Annotated in this window: 13 protein-coding genes; 3 read left to right on the forward strand and 10 right to left on the reverse strand. The window is 76.2% G+C overall.

Annotated features, from left to right (window positions below; all coding sequences use genetic code 11):
- Positions 1–42 precede the first annotated feature (42 nt).
- From LQU92_RS11470 to galU, 3 genes are all read right to left on the reverse strand, one after another.
- On the reverse strand, positions 43–957 hold the full coding sequence (locus LQU92_RS11470) for a hypothetical protein (RefSeq protein WP_374229698.1): 915 nt from the start codon (positions 955–957) through the stop codon (positions 43–45).
- Positions 958–1,117: 160 nt separating this feature from the next.
- Entirely contained in the window at positions 1,118–1,750 is a 633-nt protein-coding gene (locus tag LQU92_RS11475; RefSeq protein WP_230780825.1) for a GNAT family N-acetyltransferase, read from the reverse strand.
- A 14-nt stretch (positions 1,751–1,764) separates the two neighbouring features.
- Positions 1,765–2,679, reverse strand: a complete 915-nt coding sequence (gene galU, locus LQU92_RS11480; RefSeq protein ID WP_058859303.1) for a UTP--glucose-1-phosphate uridylyltransferase GalU — start codon at positions 2,677–2,679, stop codon at positions 1,765–1,767.
- Between the two features lie 190 nt (positions 2,680–2,869).
- Between galU and LQU92_RS11485 the strand changes: the two genes are divergently transcribed.
- The 3 genes from LQU92_RS11485 to cpaB all read left to right on the forward strand — a co-directional run bounded on the left by LQU92_RS11485 (position 2,870) and on the right by cpaB (position 4,888).
- The gene (locus tag LQU92_RS11485; RefSeq protein WP_230780826.1) at positions 2,870–3,571 is read left to right on the forward strand and encodes a 5-formyltetrahydrofolate cyclo-ligase; all 702 of its coding nucleotides are present in this window, start codon (positions 2,870–2,872) and stop codon (positions 3,569–3,571) included.
- Between the two features lie 57 nt (positions 3,572–3,628).
- Entirely contained in the window at positions 3,629–3,958 is a 330-nt protein-coding gene (locus LQU92_RS11490; protein WP_230780828.1) for an FmdB family zinc ribbon protein, read from the forward strand.
- A 174-nt stretch (positions 3,959–4,132) separates the two neighbouring features.
- Positions 4,133–4,888 carry a Flp pilus assembly protein CpaB gene (gene cpaB, locus LQU92_RS11495; protein WP_230780830.1) on the forward strand — a complete coding sequence of 252 codons (756 nt, stop codon included), beginning with the start codon at positions 4,133–4,135 and terminating at the stop codon, positions 4,886–4,888.
- A gap of 455 nt (positions 4,889–5,343) precedes the next feature.
- On the opposite strand, the gene LQU92_RS11500 is transcribed toward cpaB, so the two are convergent.
- From LQU92_RS11500 to LQU92_RS11530, 7 genes are all read right to left on the reverse strand, one after another.
- Positions 5,344–9,159, reverse strand: coding sequence for a hypothetical protein (locus LQU92_RS11500; RefSeq protein WP_230780832.1), 3,816 nt, complete (start codon positions 9,157–9,159; stop codon positions 5,344–5,346).
- A gap of 113 nt (positions 9,160–9,272) precedes the next feature.
- Positions 9,273–10,871, reverse strand: coding sequence for a glutamine-hydrolyzing GMP synthase (gene guaA / locus LQU92_RS11505; protein ID WP_230780834.1), 1,599 nt, complete (start codon positions 10,869–10,871; stop codon positions 9,273–9,275).
- A gap of 63 nt (positions 10,872–10,934) precedes the next feature.
- A complete protein-coding gene (locus tag LQU92_RS11510; protein ID WP_230780836.1) occupies positions 10,935–11,531 on the reverse strand; it encodes a DUF3817 domain-containing protein in 597 nt (198 codons plus the stop codon).
- Positions 11,528–12,481 (reverse strand): SURF1 family cytochrome oxidase biogenesis protein, encoded by a 954-nt coding sequence (locus LQU92_RS11515; protein ID WP_230780838.1) that lies wholly within the window; start codon positions 12,479–12,481, stop codon positions 11,528–11,530. The genes LQU92_RS11510 and LQU92_RS11515 overlap by 4 nt, the downstream gene beginning before the upstream one ends.
- Positions 12,482–12,557: 76 nt before the next feature.
- A complete protein-coding gene (locus LQU92_RS11520; RefSeq protein WP_230780839.1) occupies positions 12,558–13,679 on the reverse strand; it encodes a GuaB3 family IMP dehydrogenase-related protein in 1,122 nt (373 codons plus the stop codon).
- Positions 13,680–13,719: 40 nt separating this feature from the next.
- A complete protein-coding gene (gene guaB / locus LQU92_RS11525; RefSeq protein WP_230780840.1) occupies positions 13,720–15,246 on the reverse strand; it encodes an IMP dehydrogenase in 1,527 nt (508 codons plus the stop codon).
- 89 nt (positions 15,247–15,335) lie between these two features.
- The coding region (locus tag LQU92_RS11530; protein ID WP_305067879.1) for an SGNH hydrolase domain-containing protein at positions 15,336–16,164 on the reverse strand (829 nt) is incomplete at its 5' end.

A 16,164-nucleotide genomic window follows, 5' to 3' on the forward strand; every position in this document is an offset into this window, starting at 1 on the left:
GCGGGGGCGCTGCGGCCGGCGGTCTCCGGCGGGCGGTGCGGCTCAGGCCCGGCGGCGCCGGAGGACGTCGTCCAGGTCGAGGGTGCTCCGGCCGTCGTCCGCACCGGCGCGCGCGGCGTCCTTGAGGGTGCTCGAGCGGGCGGCCGGGCGCTCCGGGACCTGCAGGGGCTCGGGCTCGGGCCGGTGCACCACCGGGGCCTGCGCATAGGTGGGCCGGGGCACGGGCACGGGCTCCCACGTCCGCTGCTCGCCGTCGGCGGCGCGGGCCACCTTGAGCGCCTCGGCCCGCAGCTCCTCGACCGTGAAGGCGGGGCCGGCCACGGGCTGCTCGTGCTCGGCGGGCAGGTCGAGCTCCTGGTCCCGGCGCAGCCCCTGCGCCCGCTCCTCCTCGGCCACGGCGTGCTCGTGGTCGAACAGGGCGACGTCCTCGCGCGGCGCGTGGGGGTCCTCCGCCGCGGGAGCCGCCACCGCGCGACGGGGGCGGGCCCTGCGGGCGGCGGCGTGCTCGCGCACGGCGAGGCGGCGCAGCGCCACGACGCAGCCTGTGCCCAGCAGGAGCAGGAGCACCGGCCACGCCCAGCCCACGGCCGCCGAGAACGGTGCCACGACGGCGGTGACGGCGGCGGCGAGCAGGGCCGCGCACCCGGCCAGGAGGACGCCGACCCGGTCCCACTTCACGCGCAGGTGCCCGGGGCGGGCGGAGGCGGCGCCGCCGGGGCGCCGGGGGGAGGTGTCGTTGGTCGCCATGGTCGTCCTTCGTCGGAGGGACACGGGGGCGCCCGGCCGGGCCGGGTCGTCCTGGGGCGGCGCGGTTCCCGCCGCGGGGAGCACGTCGACGGGCGCGGCGCCGTGACCGGCCGGGGGCTCCGTCCGGCGGCGCTGCCATCGCGGCACGACCCAGTACAGGGACAGGGCGCACACCACCGCCAGCACGGCCGAGCTGCTCACCCAGATCATCGTTCGCGGTCCTGCCTCGTTCGTCCGCCCGCCGGGACGGGCGGGCGCTGTGCGGACGCCGACGGGACCCGCCGGCGCGTGCGGGGGCCGGGGCTCCCGTGAGCGACAGCCTACTACCGCGCCGGTCCGCGGGGACGGCACCTGTGGACGCGCGGCGCGCTCACCGCCACACGGCGGGCCGATCCGAGCCGGTGAAGCGGCGGACGAGCCCCTCGGGCACCTCCGGGGCGGTGAGCGCGAAGCTGCGGTGGTCGGTCCAGCGTCCGCCGATGTGCAGGAAGTCCTTGCGCAGCCCCTCGTCCCGGAAGCCGAGCTTCTCCACGACGCGCAGGGACTTGGTGTTCTCCGGGCGGATGTTGATCTCCATCCGGTGCAGCCCGAGGCCCTGGAAGCAGTAGTCCGTGGCCATCGCGACGGCCATGGGCGCCACGCCGCGGCCCGCCTGCTCCTGGTCCACCCAGTAGCCCAGCGTCGCGGAGAGGAACGACCCCCACGAGATCCCGGAGACCGTGAGCTGTCCGATGAGGTCGAACCGGTCGGTGCCCGGGGCCCGCTCGGTGATCACGAACGGCAGCGCCGTCGCCTGCCGGGCCTGCTGGTCGAGGGTGCGCACGAAGTGCGCGAAGCTCGGCGACCCGCCGCCCGGGACGGGGTTGGTCGCCTCCCACGGGTCCAGCCACTCGCGGTTGCGCGAGCGCACCGCGTCCCACTCCCGGCGGTCCCCCCGGCCCAGCGGGCGCAGCCGGAGGTCCCCCCAGGAGACGGTCACGGGCCAGCGGAACGCTCCTGCCACGACCGGCGCGTCCGTCAGCCGGCCGGCAGGGAGCGGGCGTACTCCTTGAGCCACTCGGACAGCTCCGGGCCGAGGTCGTCCCGCTCCGTCGCGAGGATGATGTTGGCCTTGAGGTAGCTGAGCTTGTCGCCGGTGTCGTAGCGGCGGCCCTTGAACACGACCCCGTAGACCCCGCCGCCCTCGCCCTCGCGGGTCGCCAGGGTCTGCAGCGCGTCGGTGAGCTGGATCTCCCCGCCGCGGCCCGGCGGGGTGTTCTCGAGGACCTCGAAGACGCCGGGGTGGAGGACGTAGCGGCCGATGATCGCGAGGTTGGACGGGGCCTCCTCCGGGGAGGGCTTCTCGACGAGCCCCTCGATCCGCACGTACTCCTCGCCCTCCACGGGCACGACCGCCGCACAGCCGTAGGAGCTCACCTGGTCGCGGGGCACCTCCATGAGGGCGACGACGGAGCCGCCGGTGCGCTCCTGCACCGCGATCATCTCCCGCAGCAGGTCCTCGCGGGCGTCGATCAGGTCGTCGCCCAGCAGCACCGCGAACGGTTCGTCGCCCACGTGGATCTTCGCGCGCAGCACCGCGTGGCCCAGGCCCTTGGGGTCGGCCTGGCGCAGGTAGTGGATCTCGCCGAGCTCGGAGGCGTGCTCGACCTCCTTGAGCAGCTTCTCCTTGCCGGACTCGGCGAGCTGGCGCTCCAGGACCGGGACGCGGTCGAAGTGGTCCTCGAGGGCGCGCTTGGAGCGGCCGGTGATCATCAGGACGTCGTCCAGCCCGGCGTCGACGGCCTCCTGCACGACGTACTGGATCGCCGGCCGGTCCACGACCGGGAGCATCTCCTTGGGCATGGCCTTCGTGGCGGGGAGGAACCGGGTGCCGAGGCCGGCGGCGGGGATCACGGCCTTCCGGACCGTGCGGGGGTTGGGATTTCCACTCATGGGCACAGGCTAACGGATCGGCGCTCCAGGCCAGCGGAGGAACCGGCCGCGCCGGTTGAACGGCGCGGGGGCCGCGGCTAGCCTCACAGCACCGGCGCGCCCGCCCGCCGGGCCCGCTCCTGCCGGGGCGGGCCCCGGCGGAAGCCGACCCCTCCGGGCGCCGGCCCGACCGCAGCAGCGAAGGACGACGATGACCGACCCCGAGGCCCCCGCCCACGACGCCGCCCCCGCGGACACCGCCGAGGCCAAGGCCCGCCTGCGCCGGCGGCTGCGGGCGGCCCGGGCCCGCCGGTCCCGGGCCGCCCGGGAGCACGCCGCCCGGGGCTTCGACCGGCACGTCGCAGAGCTGCTCGCGGACCGGTCCCACCTGGACCTGGCCGCCTTCCTGCCCATGCCCACGGAGCCGCCGCTGGAGCCGGCGCTGACCACGGCCCACCGCCGGGGGCACCGGGTGTGGGTGCCCGTGTGCGAGCCCGGACGGCGCCTGGCCTGGGCCCGGTGGACGCCCGGGACGGCCGTGCACGAGGGCGGGCTCGCCGCGCTGCGCGAGCCCGCCGGGACCCGCCACGGGGCGGAGGTGATGCGCTCGGTGGGCCTGCTGCTCGTCCCGGCCCTGGCCGTCTCCCGGGACGGCGGGCGCCTGGGCTTCGGCGGCGGCTACTACGACCGCTTCCTGGCGGACCTGCCGCGCACGGCCCACCCCGAGCTGCGCACCGCCGTGTGCGTGTTCGCCGACGAGGTGCTGCCCGCGGGCGGGCTGCCCCTCGAGCCGCTCGACGCCCCGGTCGGGCTCGCCCTCACCGAGGGCGGCACCGAGATCCTCCGGGACGGCGCGGACGGCGCCCCCGGCGGCGAGGGCCCCGCGGCGTGGACGGGCGCCCCGGCACGGTAGAATCAGCACTCGCATCCCTCGAGTGCCAGTCCGGCGCCGACCGTCCCAGGAGGATCCATGCCCGTCTACGCCTACGGCTGCAAGGACTGCGGCCACGCCTTCGACATCCGCCAGTCCTTCAGCGACGACGCCCTGACCGAGTGCCCGCAGTGCGGCGGCGCGCTGCGCAAGAAGTTCAACACCGTGGGCGTGGTCTTCAAGGGCTCCGGCTTCTACCGCACCGACTCCCGCGAGAGCGGCTCCGGGAGCTCCTCCGCCGCGCCGTCGTCCTCGGGGACGTCCACCGGGGCCGCGGAGGGCGCCTCGTCCTCCTCGGGCTCCTCCGCCGGCTCGGCCGGGAGCACCCCCGCGCCCGCGGCCGCCGGGAGCGCCTCCTCCTCGTCCTGAGCCCCGGTCCCCGTGCGGGGGCGCGGTGCCCGCACCGACCCCGCACGGGGACCCCTGGGCCCGGCCGTGCGACGGCCCGGCGTCCGCGCTCCACCGCGGCCCGGGCGGCCGCCGGCTCCCCCAGGACCGCTGCCGCGCGGCGGCCGTGGGCCGGGCGGCGCTAGCGTCCGGCGCATGAGCCGCACCGCCCGTTCCCCGCGCCGCCGCTATCCGCTCTCCCTGCACCTGCGCACCGCGCTCTCCCGCCGCCGGCGCCTGGTCGCGGCGGCCCTGCTCAGCACCGCTCTGACCCTCGCGGTGCTGCGCCTGGCCCCGCCGGACGGGCCGACCGTGCCCGTGGTGGTCGCCGTCCGCACCCTGCCCGCCGGCAGCCCCGTGACCGCGGAGGACCTGGCCGTCGCCGCCTACCCCCGCGCACTGGCCCCCGAGGGCGCCGCGGCGGACCCGGCCGAGCTGGCCGGCCGAACGCTCGCGGGGGCGGTCGTGCCGGGGCAGCCGCTGACCGCGACCGCCGTGGTGGGACCCGGGCTCCTGGCCGGACGACCTCCGGGGGAGACCGCCGTGACCCTGCGCATCGACGACCCCGGCGCGCTGCGCCACGTGCGCGCCGGGGACCACGTCGACGTCGTGCACTCCCCCGACGCCGCGGGAGCGCACCGCGACGTCCTCGGCCGCGGGCTGCCGGTGCTCTGGGTCGCCGCCGACCCGCCGCCGGGCGACGGCGGGCTGCTGGCGGGGGACGCCGGGGCCGCCGCGGACCGGGGGCTGCTGGTGGTCGGGGCCGCCCACGAGGACGCGGTGCGCCTGGCCGGCGCCGCGGGCGGCGGCCGCACGACCGTCGTGCTGGTGCCCGCGCCCGGGCCGTCCGGGCCGGAGGGTCCGGGCGGGACCGGCGCGCTCAGTCCCAGTGCGGGGGCCGCTGGGCCCTGAGCCACTCCTCGCGGGCGTGCCCGTCCCGGTCGCGCTCCCGGTCCTCCTCGGGCACCGGCGGCGGGGCGCCCAGGCCCGCCAGCCGCGGCTCGGCGCCGGCCGCGGTGCCGCCGGTCGCACGGCGCGGTCCGCGCCGGCGCCGGACCGGGCCGCCGGCGAGCGGCCTCCCGGGGGTGTCGGCGGGCGCTGCCCCCGCCGCGGCGCCGCCCGCCGGGGCGCCGGTCTCGGACTCCGGTCCGGCGGCCGGGCCGGCCGGAGTGCCCGCGTCGGGGTCGGGTCCGGCGGCCGGCGCCGACGGGGCGTCGGCGCGCGGCGCCTCCGCCGGCGCGCCGGGGTCCGGTGCGGCCGGAGCGCCGGCGCCGGAACGCGCCGCCTCGTCCCCGTCCGCCGGTGCACCGGGCCCGGTTCCGCGGCCGGCGAGGTCCCGCGGCTGCTCCCGGTGCCCGGCCGGCGGCTCAGCCGGCACGTCGGTCCTGCTCCCCGGCATCAGGTCCCGGCCGGGCCCCGGGGCGCGGGGGCAGGCCGAGGTAGCGGCGGATCAGGTCGGCGACCGTGTCGGGGTCCGTGAAGACCTCGACGGTCCACAGCGTGAGGTGGTTCCAGCCCGTGCGCTCGAGCTGCTGCGGGCGCAGCCGTGAGCGCTCGCGCACGGACAGCTCCGTGCGGGAGCCGTCGGACTGCGCGGCGACGGGGATGCGCAGGGGCCCGGCGCCGCCCCGGCGCGCGGGCAGGGCCCCGGCGGACAGCGACTCGGTCTGCGCCCACGCCACGAGGTCCAGCTCCCCGGCCACGTCCAGGCGCACGGAGGCGCCCTGCCGCTCGAGCCGGCGGGCGAGGTCGACCACGAGTGCGTCCTCGTGGGTGCCGGCGGTCGTGCGCCCGGCGTCGTCGGCCCCGTTCCCGAGGTGGGCCGCCAGGACGCGCACGAAGTCGCGGGCGCCGTGCTGGAGGCCCTTGCTCTCGACCTCCCCGGGGTGCAGGGAGGTCACGATCCGCGTGGCGTGCCGGGCCCGGGTGACGGCGAGCACGAAGTGCCGGCGCCCGTGCTTCTCCGAGAGCTGGCCGAGGTAGGGCACCGTGCGGCCGTTGGCGGTCTTGCCGAAGCCGAGGGCCAGGATCACGGTGTCGCGCACGATCCCGGCCGCCCGGTGCAGGTCCACCACGCGGAAGGACTCGGGCCCGGGCGCGAAGAACGCGGCCGCGTCCGGCTCCTCCCGCAGCCGGCGGCGCACGCCCTCCGCGATGCGGGCGGCGTGCACCGCGCTCGGCGTGACCACGGCCAGGGACCGGTCGGGGTGACGGGCCGCGTGCTCGAAGACGAGCTCGACGACGCGGCGCACCTCCGCCGCCGGCGCCTGGATGCCCTCGATCCCGGCGGTCAGGGCGCCGATGCCGTCGGGCACGTACTCGACGTCGAGCACGGGGGTGGTGCCCGTGAGGGACTCCCCGTGCGGCAGCCGGGTGAGCCGGCCCCCGTAGAAGTGCTCGTTGAGGTGGTCGAAGACGTGCTGGTCCATCGAGCGGTGCATCGTGCGCAGCAGCCGCCCGGGGACCACGCGGGAGAGGGCGTCGAAGGCGCTGTCGACCTCCACGACGGGCTGGGCCGAGGACCCGGCCGTGGGCGCCACGGTGAACGGCCGGGGCCGGCCCACGTGCGGGTCGCCGAACGCGATGACCTGCTCGCACCGGGTGATCGCGGGCAGCACCGCCGCCAGCGGGGAGCTCTCCGCGTCGAGCACCACCACGGCGTCGAAGGCGTGCTCCTCGGGCAGCGCCGCGGAGAGCACGAGCGGGCTGGCGGTCCACACGGGCACGAGCGCGTCCACGAGCTCCCCCGCCTCGGCGAGGACGTCCTCGAGCGGGGCGGCCCCCGCGCGCAGCATCCCGCGCAGCGCCACCGCGGCCCGCGGGCCCGTGCGCACGGCCCGCCGCCAGCGCTCCGCCAGCTGCCACAGCAGCCGCCCGGCTCCGGAGGCCACGTGCGCGGCGTCGGCACGGCGGAAGGCCGACTCGAGCCGGCGCAGCGCGGGCCCGCCCTCGGCCGCGGGGAACTCGTCGCCGGAGACCATCGCCTCGAGCACCGACTGCCAGCGGGCCAGGTCGAACTCCGCCGCGACCTCGTGGCGCGGCACGCCGCGGCGCACGAGGTCGTCGATCAGCTCGCCGAGGCCCCGGCCGCGCAGCTCGTCGAGCAGGACGGTGCGCTCGGGCAGGCGCTCGAGGTTGGCCTCGTCGTTGATCAGGGCGTCGAGGACCTCCCGCAGCTCCTGGACGGGCCGGCCGAGCAGCCCGGCCCCCGCCGGCGCGCCCTCGAGGGCGATGGACAGCCCCTCGAGGTCCTCCACGAACCGGGCGTGCACGGCCGCGATCTCGTCGACCCGCTCGGAGACCGCCGGGTGGCGCCGGCTCGTGGCCCACTCCTGCCAGCGCTGCCGCTCGGACTCCACCCGCAGCAGCGCGCTGTGCAGGTCGGACAGGTGCACGCCCTGGCGGATGTACTCCTTGGCGGCCTTGCGCAGGCGGGAGCGCTGCAGGCCGGTCATCTCGATCCCCTGCTCCCGCCGCCACCCCGCCGGGGCGGTCGCGGCCACGAGGTCCGTGACCGGGCGGTCGTAGACGTCCGGGGTGAAGCGGGTCAGCGAGTCCCGGACCTCCTGCATCAGCCGCAGCTGCCGGCCCCACTCGGGCACCGTGGCACCGGCCCGCATCCCCGAGGTCGAGAGCAGGTGGCGCATGCCGGTCTCGAGAGTCGTCAGCTCCAGCAGCAGCGACTGGGCGAGCCGGTGGGCCTGGCGGGCCTCGTCGTCGTTGACCAGCCGCGCCCCGCTCCACGGGCCCGCGAGCACCCCGGCGTCGAAGGCCCCGAGCTCGGCGGCGTGCTCGAGCCGGGCCACGGCCTCGTCCCGGTCCCGCAGGGCGTCGAGCACCGAGGGCGGGAAGCGCACCGCGGTGGCCGGGGCCGGTCGGCGGGCGGTGAGCTCGGCGAGCGCCTGCACCGCCCGGTACGGGGAGGCCTGCCACCGGGGGCGCACGGTGTGCAGCGACCGGACGTGCTCGGCGAGCCGGTCCCGGGACTCCCGCAGCGCGGCGTGCAGCTCCCCCAGCTCCGGGCGCTCGGCGCGCTCGTTGCGGGCGACCGCCCGGATCAGCTGCTCGGCGACCTCGGCCGGTGAGACCTGCGAGGACAGCGGCAGCACGGCGGTGCCCAGCCCGAGGGCGTCGACCCGGCGGCGGAACGCGGCGAGGGTGGTGCGCCGCTCCCCCAGCACGAGCACCGTGCGGCCCGCCGCCACGAGGGTGCCCACGGTGTTGACCGCGGTGTCGATCTGCCCGGTGCCCGGGGGCGCGGTGACCACGAACGAGTGGCCCTGCGCGGCCAGGTCGAGGACCTCCTGCTGCGGGCCGTCGGCGTCGACGAGCAGCAGCTCGTCCGCGGGGTCGCGCTCGTCGGTCGGCGGGGCCGTGCTGACGACCTCCCGCGCCTGCGGCATCCGCCCCACCGTGGGGTCCTTGAGCCGGGCGAGGTCGCGCACGACGTCGGTGCGGGCCTCGACCGAGGAGTCGGCCGGGCGGTCGTGGAGGTCGGCGAAGGTCGAGACGAGCAGCCGGTGCTCGACGTGCATCCCGGGGACCGCGCCGGCGAGGGTGCGCAGGGTCTCCAGGGCGGGGGCCGGGTCCAGCCGGCGCGTGCCGTGGGCGAGGCGCGCGAGGTCCGCCCCGGCGAGGTCCACGCCGTGCTCCGCGGCCAGCCGACGCACCATGGCGGGGTTCAGGCGGGCCCGGCCCACGATCTGCAGCTCGAAGTCCTCCAGGTCGGCCCGCCACCGCAGCGCCACGGGCGCCAGCAGCACCGGGGCGATGAAGCGGCGCTGCCCGGAGCCGGTGGGGTCCGAGCCGCGGGGCCGGGCCAGCCAGGAGGCCGTGCCGGTCGCGAGGTAGGCGGCGTCGAGGCCGTGGTGGACGGAGAGCTCGTGGATCTTCGTGCGCAGCGAGCGCGCGGCGCGGGAGGCCGCCGCGTACTGCTCGCGGTCGTGGACGATCGTGGACAGCCGGGTGGGCCGGCTCATCAGCAGCTGCGCCTGGCCCGAGGAGTTGGCCTCGGTGAGGTCGAGGCAGACGTTGTCGACCTGGTTGAAGTCCAGCAGCGTGTCGGGGCCCGTGTAGGCGTCCATCTGCCGGGTCCAGGGCTGCAGGGAGACCCGCCCGGTCGGCTCCGGGGCGGGTCCCTGCTCCCGGGCACCCCGCGGGGTGCGGTCGGAGACGATCGGCATGGTGTCCCTCCTGCGCCGCGGCCCCGCGGCCGGGCGCCGGTCGTGCACGAGGTCGAGCGGTCCGTGCGGACCGCTCGACCGGGGGTGGTGGTGCGTGGTGGGGCCCTGCGGGGCTACTCCCACTCGATGGTGCCCGGGGGCTTGGACGTGACGTCCAGGACCACCCGGTTGACCTCTTCGACCTCGTTGGTGATGCGGTTGGAGATCCGGGCCAGCAGGTCGTAGGGCAGCCGCGACCAGTCCGCGGTCATCGCGTCCTCGCTCGAGACCGGCCGCAGCACGATCGGGTGGCCGTAGGTGCGGCCGTCGCCCTGGACGCCCACGGAGCGCACGTCGGCGAGCAGGACGACCGGCATCTGCCAGACCTCCTCGTCGAGCCCGGCGCGGGTGAGCTCCTCGCGGGCGATCGCGTCCGCGCGGCGCAGCACCGCGAGGCGGTCCTCGGTGACCTCGCCGATGATGCGGATGCCCAGGCCGGGGCCGGGGAAGGGCTGGCGGCCGACGATCTCCTCGGGCAGGCCGAGCTCGCGGCCCACGGCGCGGACCTCGTCCTTGAACAGGGTCCGCAGCGGCTCCACGAGCTCGAACTGCAGGTCCTCGGGCAGCCCGCCCACGTTGTGGTGGCTCTTGATGTTGGCCGCGCCCTCCCCGCCGCCGGACTCGACGACGTCGGGGTAGAGGGTGCCCTGGACGAGGAAGCGCACGGGCTCGCCCTCCTGGGCGGCGCTGCGGGCGACCTCCTCGGCGGCGGCCTCGAAGGAGCGGATGAACTCGCGGCCGATGATCTTGCGCTTCTGCTCGGGATCGGTCACCCCGGCGAGGGCGCCGAGGAAGCGCTCCTTCTCCTCGGCCACGTGCAGCCGCACGCCGGTGGCGGCCACGAAGTCGGTCTCGACCTGCTCGGCCTCGCCCTCGCGCAGCAGCCCGTGGTCGACGAACACGCAGGTGAGCTGGTCGCCGACCGCGCGCTGGACGAGCGCGGCGGCCACGGCGGAGTCGACTCCGCCGGAGAGCCCGCAGATCACGGAGGCGGAGCCGACCTGCTCGCGGATGCGCTGGACGTGCTCCTCGATGATGTTGCCGGTGGACCAGCTGGGCTCGACCCCGGCGCCGGCGAACAGGAAGCGCTCGAGGACCTGCTGGCCGTGCACGGAGTGCTTGACCTCGGGGTGCCACTGCACGCCGTAGAGCCGGCGCTTCTCGTCGGCGAACGCCGCCACGGGCGTGGTCTCGGTGGAGGCGAGCACCTCGAAGCCGGCAGGGGCCTCGACCACGGAGTCGCCGTGGCTCATCCACACCGTCTGGGTGCCGGGCGCGCCCTCGAGGATCGAGGCGTCCACGGCCGTGGCGGTGGTCGCCCCGTACTCGCGGGCCCCGGTGTGGGCCACCGTCCCGCCGAGGGCCTGGGCCATGGCCTGGAAGCCGTAGCAGATGCCGAACACGGGCACGCCGGCCTCGAACAGGGCGGGGTCCTGCTGCGGGGCGTCCTCCGCGTACACCGAGGACGGGCCGCCGGAGAGGATGATCGCGGCGGGGTTCTTCGCCAGGATCTGCTCGGTGGGCAGGGTGTGGGGAACGATCTCGGAGTAGACGTTGGCCTCGCGGACCCGGCGGGCGATCAGCTGCGCGTACTGCGCGCCGTAGTCGACCACCAGGACCGGCCGCTGCTCCAGATCGGTGCGGGTCTCAGGTGTCTCGGTCACGCCCTCCATCCTAGGGCAGGCGGCCGGGGGCCGCGGACGGCCGCGCCCGCGCCGCGGACGGGGCCCGTGGGCTCAGTAGCGCTTGGCGGCCTGGGGGTTGGCGCGCAGCTCGGCGGTCGTGGAGGCGTGGATCTTGCGCTCGACAACGAAGGACAGGAACGGCACCACGCCGCCGAGGGCCATCACCACGAGCTGCGGGAAGGGCCAGCGCATCAGCGTCCAGATCCGGAAGCAGGAGATCAGGTAGACCACGTAGAACCACCCGTGCACGATGAGGATCCACGTGGAGATGTTCACCCCGCCGGCGAGGTTCTCGACCTCGAGGTCCTGCCAGCCCAGGGGCACGGTGGCGCCGGTGAGCTTGTCGGTCCCCCCGGCGATCAGGTCGTGTCCGAGGCCGTAGCGGGTGATCATCTCCGCGACGAGCAGCAGCAGGAACGTGCCGGAGATCCAGGCGCAGACCATGTAGAACCGCAGGGCACCGCGGATCTGCGCCTCGGTGCCGCCGAAGCGGCGCCGTGCCTGGAGCCCGGCGGCCCGGCGCGGCACGCGCCCGGGGGCGGCGGCGCGCTCGGGCGCCGCGTCCTCGGGCAGGGCCACGCGCACGCCGTCGGTGCGCTCCTTCGGCCGCGGGGTCTCGGGCGGGGTGGGCTGCGTGGGCTCGGTCATGAGGAGGCTCCGGTCCTGTCCTGGGTGCGGTCTCGTCCGTCGCGGGGCTGGTCGTCGAACCAGTAGTACTCCCCCGCGGCGGGGTCGTAGTAGTAGTAGCGCCCGCTGGCGTCGTCGTAGTGGTAGTCGCCGTCGAGGTAGTAGTACTCCTCGGGGTGCCGGGCCCGCAGGTGCTCGTCGCGCACGAAGCGCCACCAGATGTAGAGGGCGAACCCGGCGAAGACCACCCACTCGACGGCGTAGAAGAGGTTGAGCAGGTTCACGGACTCGTCCGTGGGCTGCTGGTCGATCTCGAGCCGGGACAGCTCCGGGCTCAGCAGCCGCGGGTCGGCGGTGAGCGCGCCGTCCTCGCCGACCTGGGGGCCCTGCTCCGCCGGGCTCTCCGCGAAGGCGGCGACGAAGCCGGCGTGCAGGGGCCGGTCCCAGCGGTTGGTCAGCTGCGCCGGGGAGACGGTGGCCACCTGGTCCGCGGGCAGGTCCTCCCCCGGCAGCGGGCTCTCCGGGGGCAGGTAGCGGCCGACGACGGCGACGGGACCGGAGGGCTCCTCCGGCACGGCGGCGGGGTCGGCGGTCCAGCCGCGGGCCACGGCCACGCTCAGGTCCCCGCCGGCGTCCGGCCACTGGTCGGCCGTCCCGGGCAGCGCGAGCGCGGAGACGACCCACCAGCCCTCGGCCCCGTCCTGCAGCCGGCCGGGGACCAGCACGGTCGAGTCCTGGCGGTAGCTGCCGGTGGCCGTCACGAGCTGGTCGGCCTGCCGGGCGGTGACCGGCCGGCCGGCGCCGGCGGCCTGCCCGAGGGGCACCGCCAGGTCCTTGGCGGGATCGGCGACCGTGCGGGACTGCTCGCTGGACTCCAGCTGCCACTGGCTCAGCAGCACGAACCCGGCCGCGACCGCGAGCGCGACGACCAGCAGGAGCAGCGAGCGGGGGCGCAGGGCGGTCGTGAGCACCCGTCAAGGCTAGTGCGCGTTCCTGGACGTTTCCCAATCCCCCGGCCCGCCGGGACGCGGCGGGCCGGGGGCGGGCTCAGCCGCGGATGACGACCTCGGCGCGCTGGAACTCCTTGAGCTCGAGGTAGCCGGTGGTGGCCATCGACCGGCGCAGGGCCCCGACGAGGTTGGAGGTGCCGTCGACGTGGCCGGAGGGCCCGTGCAGGACCTCCTGGAGCGGGCCGACCGTCCCGACCCGGGTGCGCAGCCCGCGGGGCAGCTGGCCGTGGTGGGCCTCGGCGCCCCAGTGCCAGCCGCGCCCGGGGGCCTCCTGCGCACGGGCCAGGGCGGTGCCCAGCATCACGGCGTCGGCACCCATGGCCAGGGCCTTGACGATGTCCCCGGAGACCCCCACGCCGCCGTCGGCGATGACGTGGACGTAGCGCCCGCCGGACTCGTCGAGGTAGTCGCGGCGGGCGGCGGCCACGTCGGAGATGGCCGTGGCCATCGCGGCGTGGATGCCCAGGGTGGTCTGGGTGCGCAGGGACGCCCCGCCGCCGAAGCCCACGAGCACCCCGGCCGCGCCGGTGCGCATCAGGTGCAGGGCCGGGGTGTACCCGGCGGCCCCGCCGACGATGACGGGCACGTCCAGGTCGTAGATGAACTTCTTCAGGTCCAGCGGCTCCTGGGTGCGGGAGACGTGCTCGGCCGAGACCGTGGTCCCGCGGATCACGAAGACGTCCACGCCCGCGTCCAGGACCGTGCGGTAGTGCTCGACGGTGCGCTGGGGCGTGAGGGAGCCGGCGACGATCACCCCGGCCTCGCGGATCTCGGCCAGGCGCGCGGTGATCAGCTCCGGCTGGACCGGGGCCCGGTAGAGCTCCTGCATCCGCCGGGTCGCGGCCGGGTCGTCGTCCGCGGGCAGCGCGGCGATCTCCTCGAGCACCGGGCGCGGGTCCTCGTAGCGGGTCCACAGGCCCTCCAGGTCGAGCACCCCCAGCCCGCCGGCGCGGCCCAGGGCGATCGCCGTCTCCGGGGAGGTCGCCGAGTCCATGGGCGCGCCCAGGAACGGGATCTCGAAGCGGTAGGCGTCGATCTGCCACTCCGTGGAGACGTCCTGCGGGTCGCGGGTGCGCCGGGAGGGCACGAGCGCGATCTCGTCCAGGGAGTAGGTGCGGCGGGCGCGCTTGGACCGGCCGATCTCGATGTCGTAGCTCATGGTGTCCTTTCCGGGGACGGGCGGGCCCGTCCGGCGGCGCTCAGCGCTGGTAGTTGGGGGCCTCGACGGTCATCGTGATGTCGTGCGGGTGGGACTCCTTGAGCCCGGCGGGGGTGATCCGCACGAACCGGCCCTTCGTCTTGAGCTGCTCGACGCTGTGGGCGCCCACGTAGAACATCGTCTGGCGCAGGCCGCCGTCGAGCTGGTGCACCACGGCCGCGAGCGGGCCCCGGTAGGGGACCTGACCCTCGATGCCCTCGGGGATCAGCTTCTCGTCGGAGGCGACGTCGGCCTGGAAGTAGCGGTCCTTGGAGTAGGAGGTGTTCTTCCCGCGCGACTGCATGGCCCCCAGCGAGCCCATCCCGCGGTAGGCCTTGAACTGCTTGCCGTTGACGAAGATCAGCTCCCCCGGGGACTCGTCGCAGCCCGCGAGCAGCGAGCCGATCATCACCGAGTCGGCGCCGGCGACGAGGGCCTTGCCGATGTCCCCGGAGTACTGCAGCCCGCCGTCGGCGATGATGGGCACGCCCGCGGGGATCGCCGCCTTGGCCGCCTCGTTGATCGCGGTGACCTGGGGCACGCCCACGCCGGCGATGATGCGGGTGGTGCAGATCGAGCCGGGGCCGACCCCGACCTTCACGGCGTCCGCGCCGGCGTCCACGATCGCCTGCGCGCCGTGGCGGGTCGCGGCCTGCCCGCCGATGACGTCGACGTGCGCGGCGGCCGGCTCGGCCTTGAGCCGGGCGACCATGTCGAGCACGCCCTGGGAGTGGCCGTTGGCCGTGTCGATGAACAGGGCGTCGACGCCGGCCTCCACGAGCGCCATCGCGCGCTCGAAGCCGTCGCCGAAGAAGCCGACGGCGGCGCCGACGCGCAGCCGGCCCTCGTCGTCCTTGGTGGCGCGCGGATACTGCTCGGCCTTCGTGAAGTCCTTGATGGTGATCAGCCCGGTCAGCCGGCCGTCGTCGTCGACGAGCGGGAGCTTCTCGATCTTGTTGGAGGCCAGCAGCTTGTGCGCCTCCTCCTTGTCCATCCCGACCTTGCCGGTGATCAGCGGCATCGGCGTCATGACCTCGTGCACCTTCCGCCGCGGGAAGTCGCTCTCGGGCAGGTAGCGGGTGTCGCGGTTCGTGATGATGCCCAGCAGCCGCTGGTCCTCGTCCACGACCGGCAGCCCGGAGACCTTGAAGTAGCCGCACAGCCGGTCGAGCTCGGCCAGGGTCGCGTCCGGGGAGATGGTCACCGGGTCGGTGATCATCCCGGACTCGCTGCGCTTGACGCGGTCCACGTGGGCGGCCTGGTCGGCGATGGAGAGGTTGCGGTGGATCACGCCGAGCCCGCCCTGGCGGGCCATGGCGATGGCCATGGGGGACTCGGTGACGGTGTCCATGGCCGCCGACAGCAGCGGCGCCTCGAGCGTGATCCGCCGGGACAGGCGGGTGGCCGTCGAGGCCTCGGAGGGGATGACGTCGGTGTTGCCGGGCAGCAGCAGGACGTCGTCGTAGGTCAGGCCGGTGAACCCGAAGGGGTCCTCGGACAGGGCGGTGGGGACGGCATGATCCGGCACGGTGGGGCCTTTCGGGTCGAGGAGGTCCCGGCCATTCTACGGTCCGCCCGGCGGGCGGTCCCCGGGACCGGGGGTCCCTGTGGCAGGGCTCACGGCAGGCCCGGCAGCCGGACGCCGTCCTCGGCGAGGGCCGCGGCCAGGCGCTGCGCCAGCATCGGCGTGAGCGTCCGGACGTAGTCGATGCTCAGGTGGTCGTCGTCCCAGTACGTGTGCACGTTGCCGACCACGGGCCGGCACGTGCCCTCGGGGCAGACGAGGTCCCCCATGTCCACCGTGGCGACGTGCGCCAGCTCGTCGGCCAGCGGGTCCAGGGGGTTAGGGGTGTTCACGGCGGGGTGGCCCGTCGTCGTGCACGCCGGGTCGTCGGCGCCGTTCTCCTGGGCGCAGCGCGGCGGGGAGAACTCGAAGCGCGGGGTGTCGCGCAGGCCCACGAACGTGACCCCGCGCGCGTCCAGCTCGCGCATCCGGGCCTCGGCGCCCGGGGTGAGCTCCTCCCCCGTGGTCGAGGTGCGGGTGCCCTGGCCCAGGACGAGGTCCGGGTCCACGGCGTCGATCACCGGGCCGGTGCCCTCGAGCCAGGTCGCGCAGTCCTCCGGGTAGTCCTGCTCCTCGACGGTCGAGTACAGGCACCCCGGCTGCAGGTAGGTCACGACCCGCCACCCGTTCTCGCGCGCGAGCTGCTCGACCGCCGTGGCCCAGTGGTGGACGTGGCTGTTGCCGAGGAGCAGGACGGTGGCGCTGGGGTCCTCCTGCGGGACGGTCTCCCGGCAGCGCTCCTGGTAGCGGGGCTCGACGCCCAGGTCCGCCGGGCACGGCTCGCCGGTGCCGGGGGCGCCCCAGTAGTCGGCGTCGATGACGGGGATCGTGGGGGCGTCGGGGTCGCCGCGGTACTCGAAGCCGGGGGCGAGGGCTGCGGCG

This window comes from Kocuria sp. LUK (genome assembly GCF_021012935.1).
GTDB classification, from domain to species: domain Bacteria; phylum Actinomycetota; class Actinomycetes; order Actinomycetales; family Micrococcaceae; genus Kocuria; species Kocuria flava.

Coding starts and splice junctions, on each gene's coding strand:
- LQU92_RS11485 (WP_230780826.1), top strand. CDS start 2,870: ATGACCGACCCCGAGGCCCCCGCCCACGACGCCGCCCCCGCGGACACC.
- LQU92_RS11500 (WP_230780832.1), bottom strand. CDS start 9,159: ATGCCGATCGTCTCCGACCGCACCCCGCGGGGTGCCCGGGAGCAGGGA.
- cpaB (WP_230780830.1), top strand. CDS start 4,133: ATGAGCCGCACCGCCCGTTCCCCGCGCCGCCGCTATCCGCTCTCCCTG.
- galU (WP_058859303.1), bottom strand. CDS start 2,679: ATGAGTGGAAATCCCAACCCCCGCACGGTCCGGAAGGCCGTGATCCCC.
- LQU92_RS11470 (WP_374229698.1), bottom strand. CDS start 957: ATGATCTGGGTGAGCAGCTCGGCCGTGCTGGCGGTGGTGTGCGCCCTG.
- LQU92_RS11490 (WP_230780828.1), top strand. CDS start 3,629: ATGCCCGTCTACGCCTACGGCTGCAAGGACTGCGGCCACGCCTTCGAC.
- guaA (WP_230780834.1), bottom strand. CDS start 10,871: ATGGAGGGCGTGACCGAGACACCTGAGACCCGCACCGATCTGGAGCAG.
- LQU92_RS11520 (WP_230780839.1), bottom strand. CDS start 13,679: ATGAGCTACGACATCGAGATCGGCCGGTCCAAGCGCGCCCGCCGCACC.
- LQU92_RS11510 (WP_230780836.1), bottom strand. CDS start 11,531: ATGACCGAGCCCACGCAGCCCACCCCGCCCGAGACCCCGCGGCCGAAG.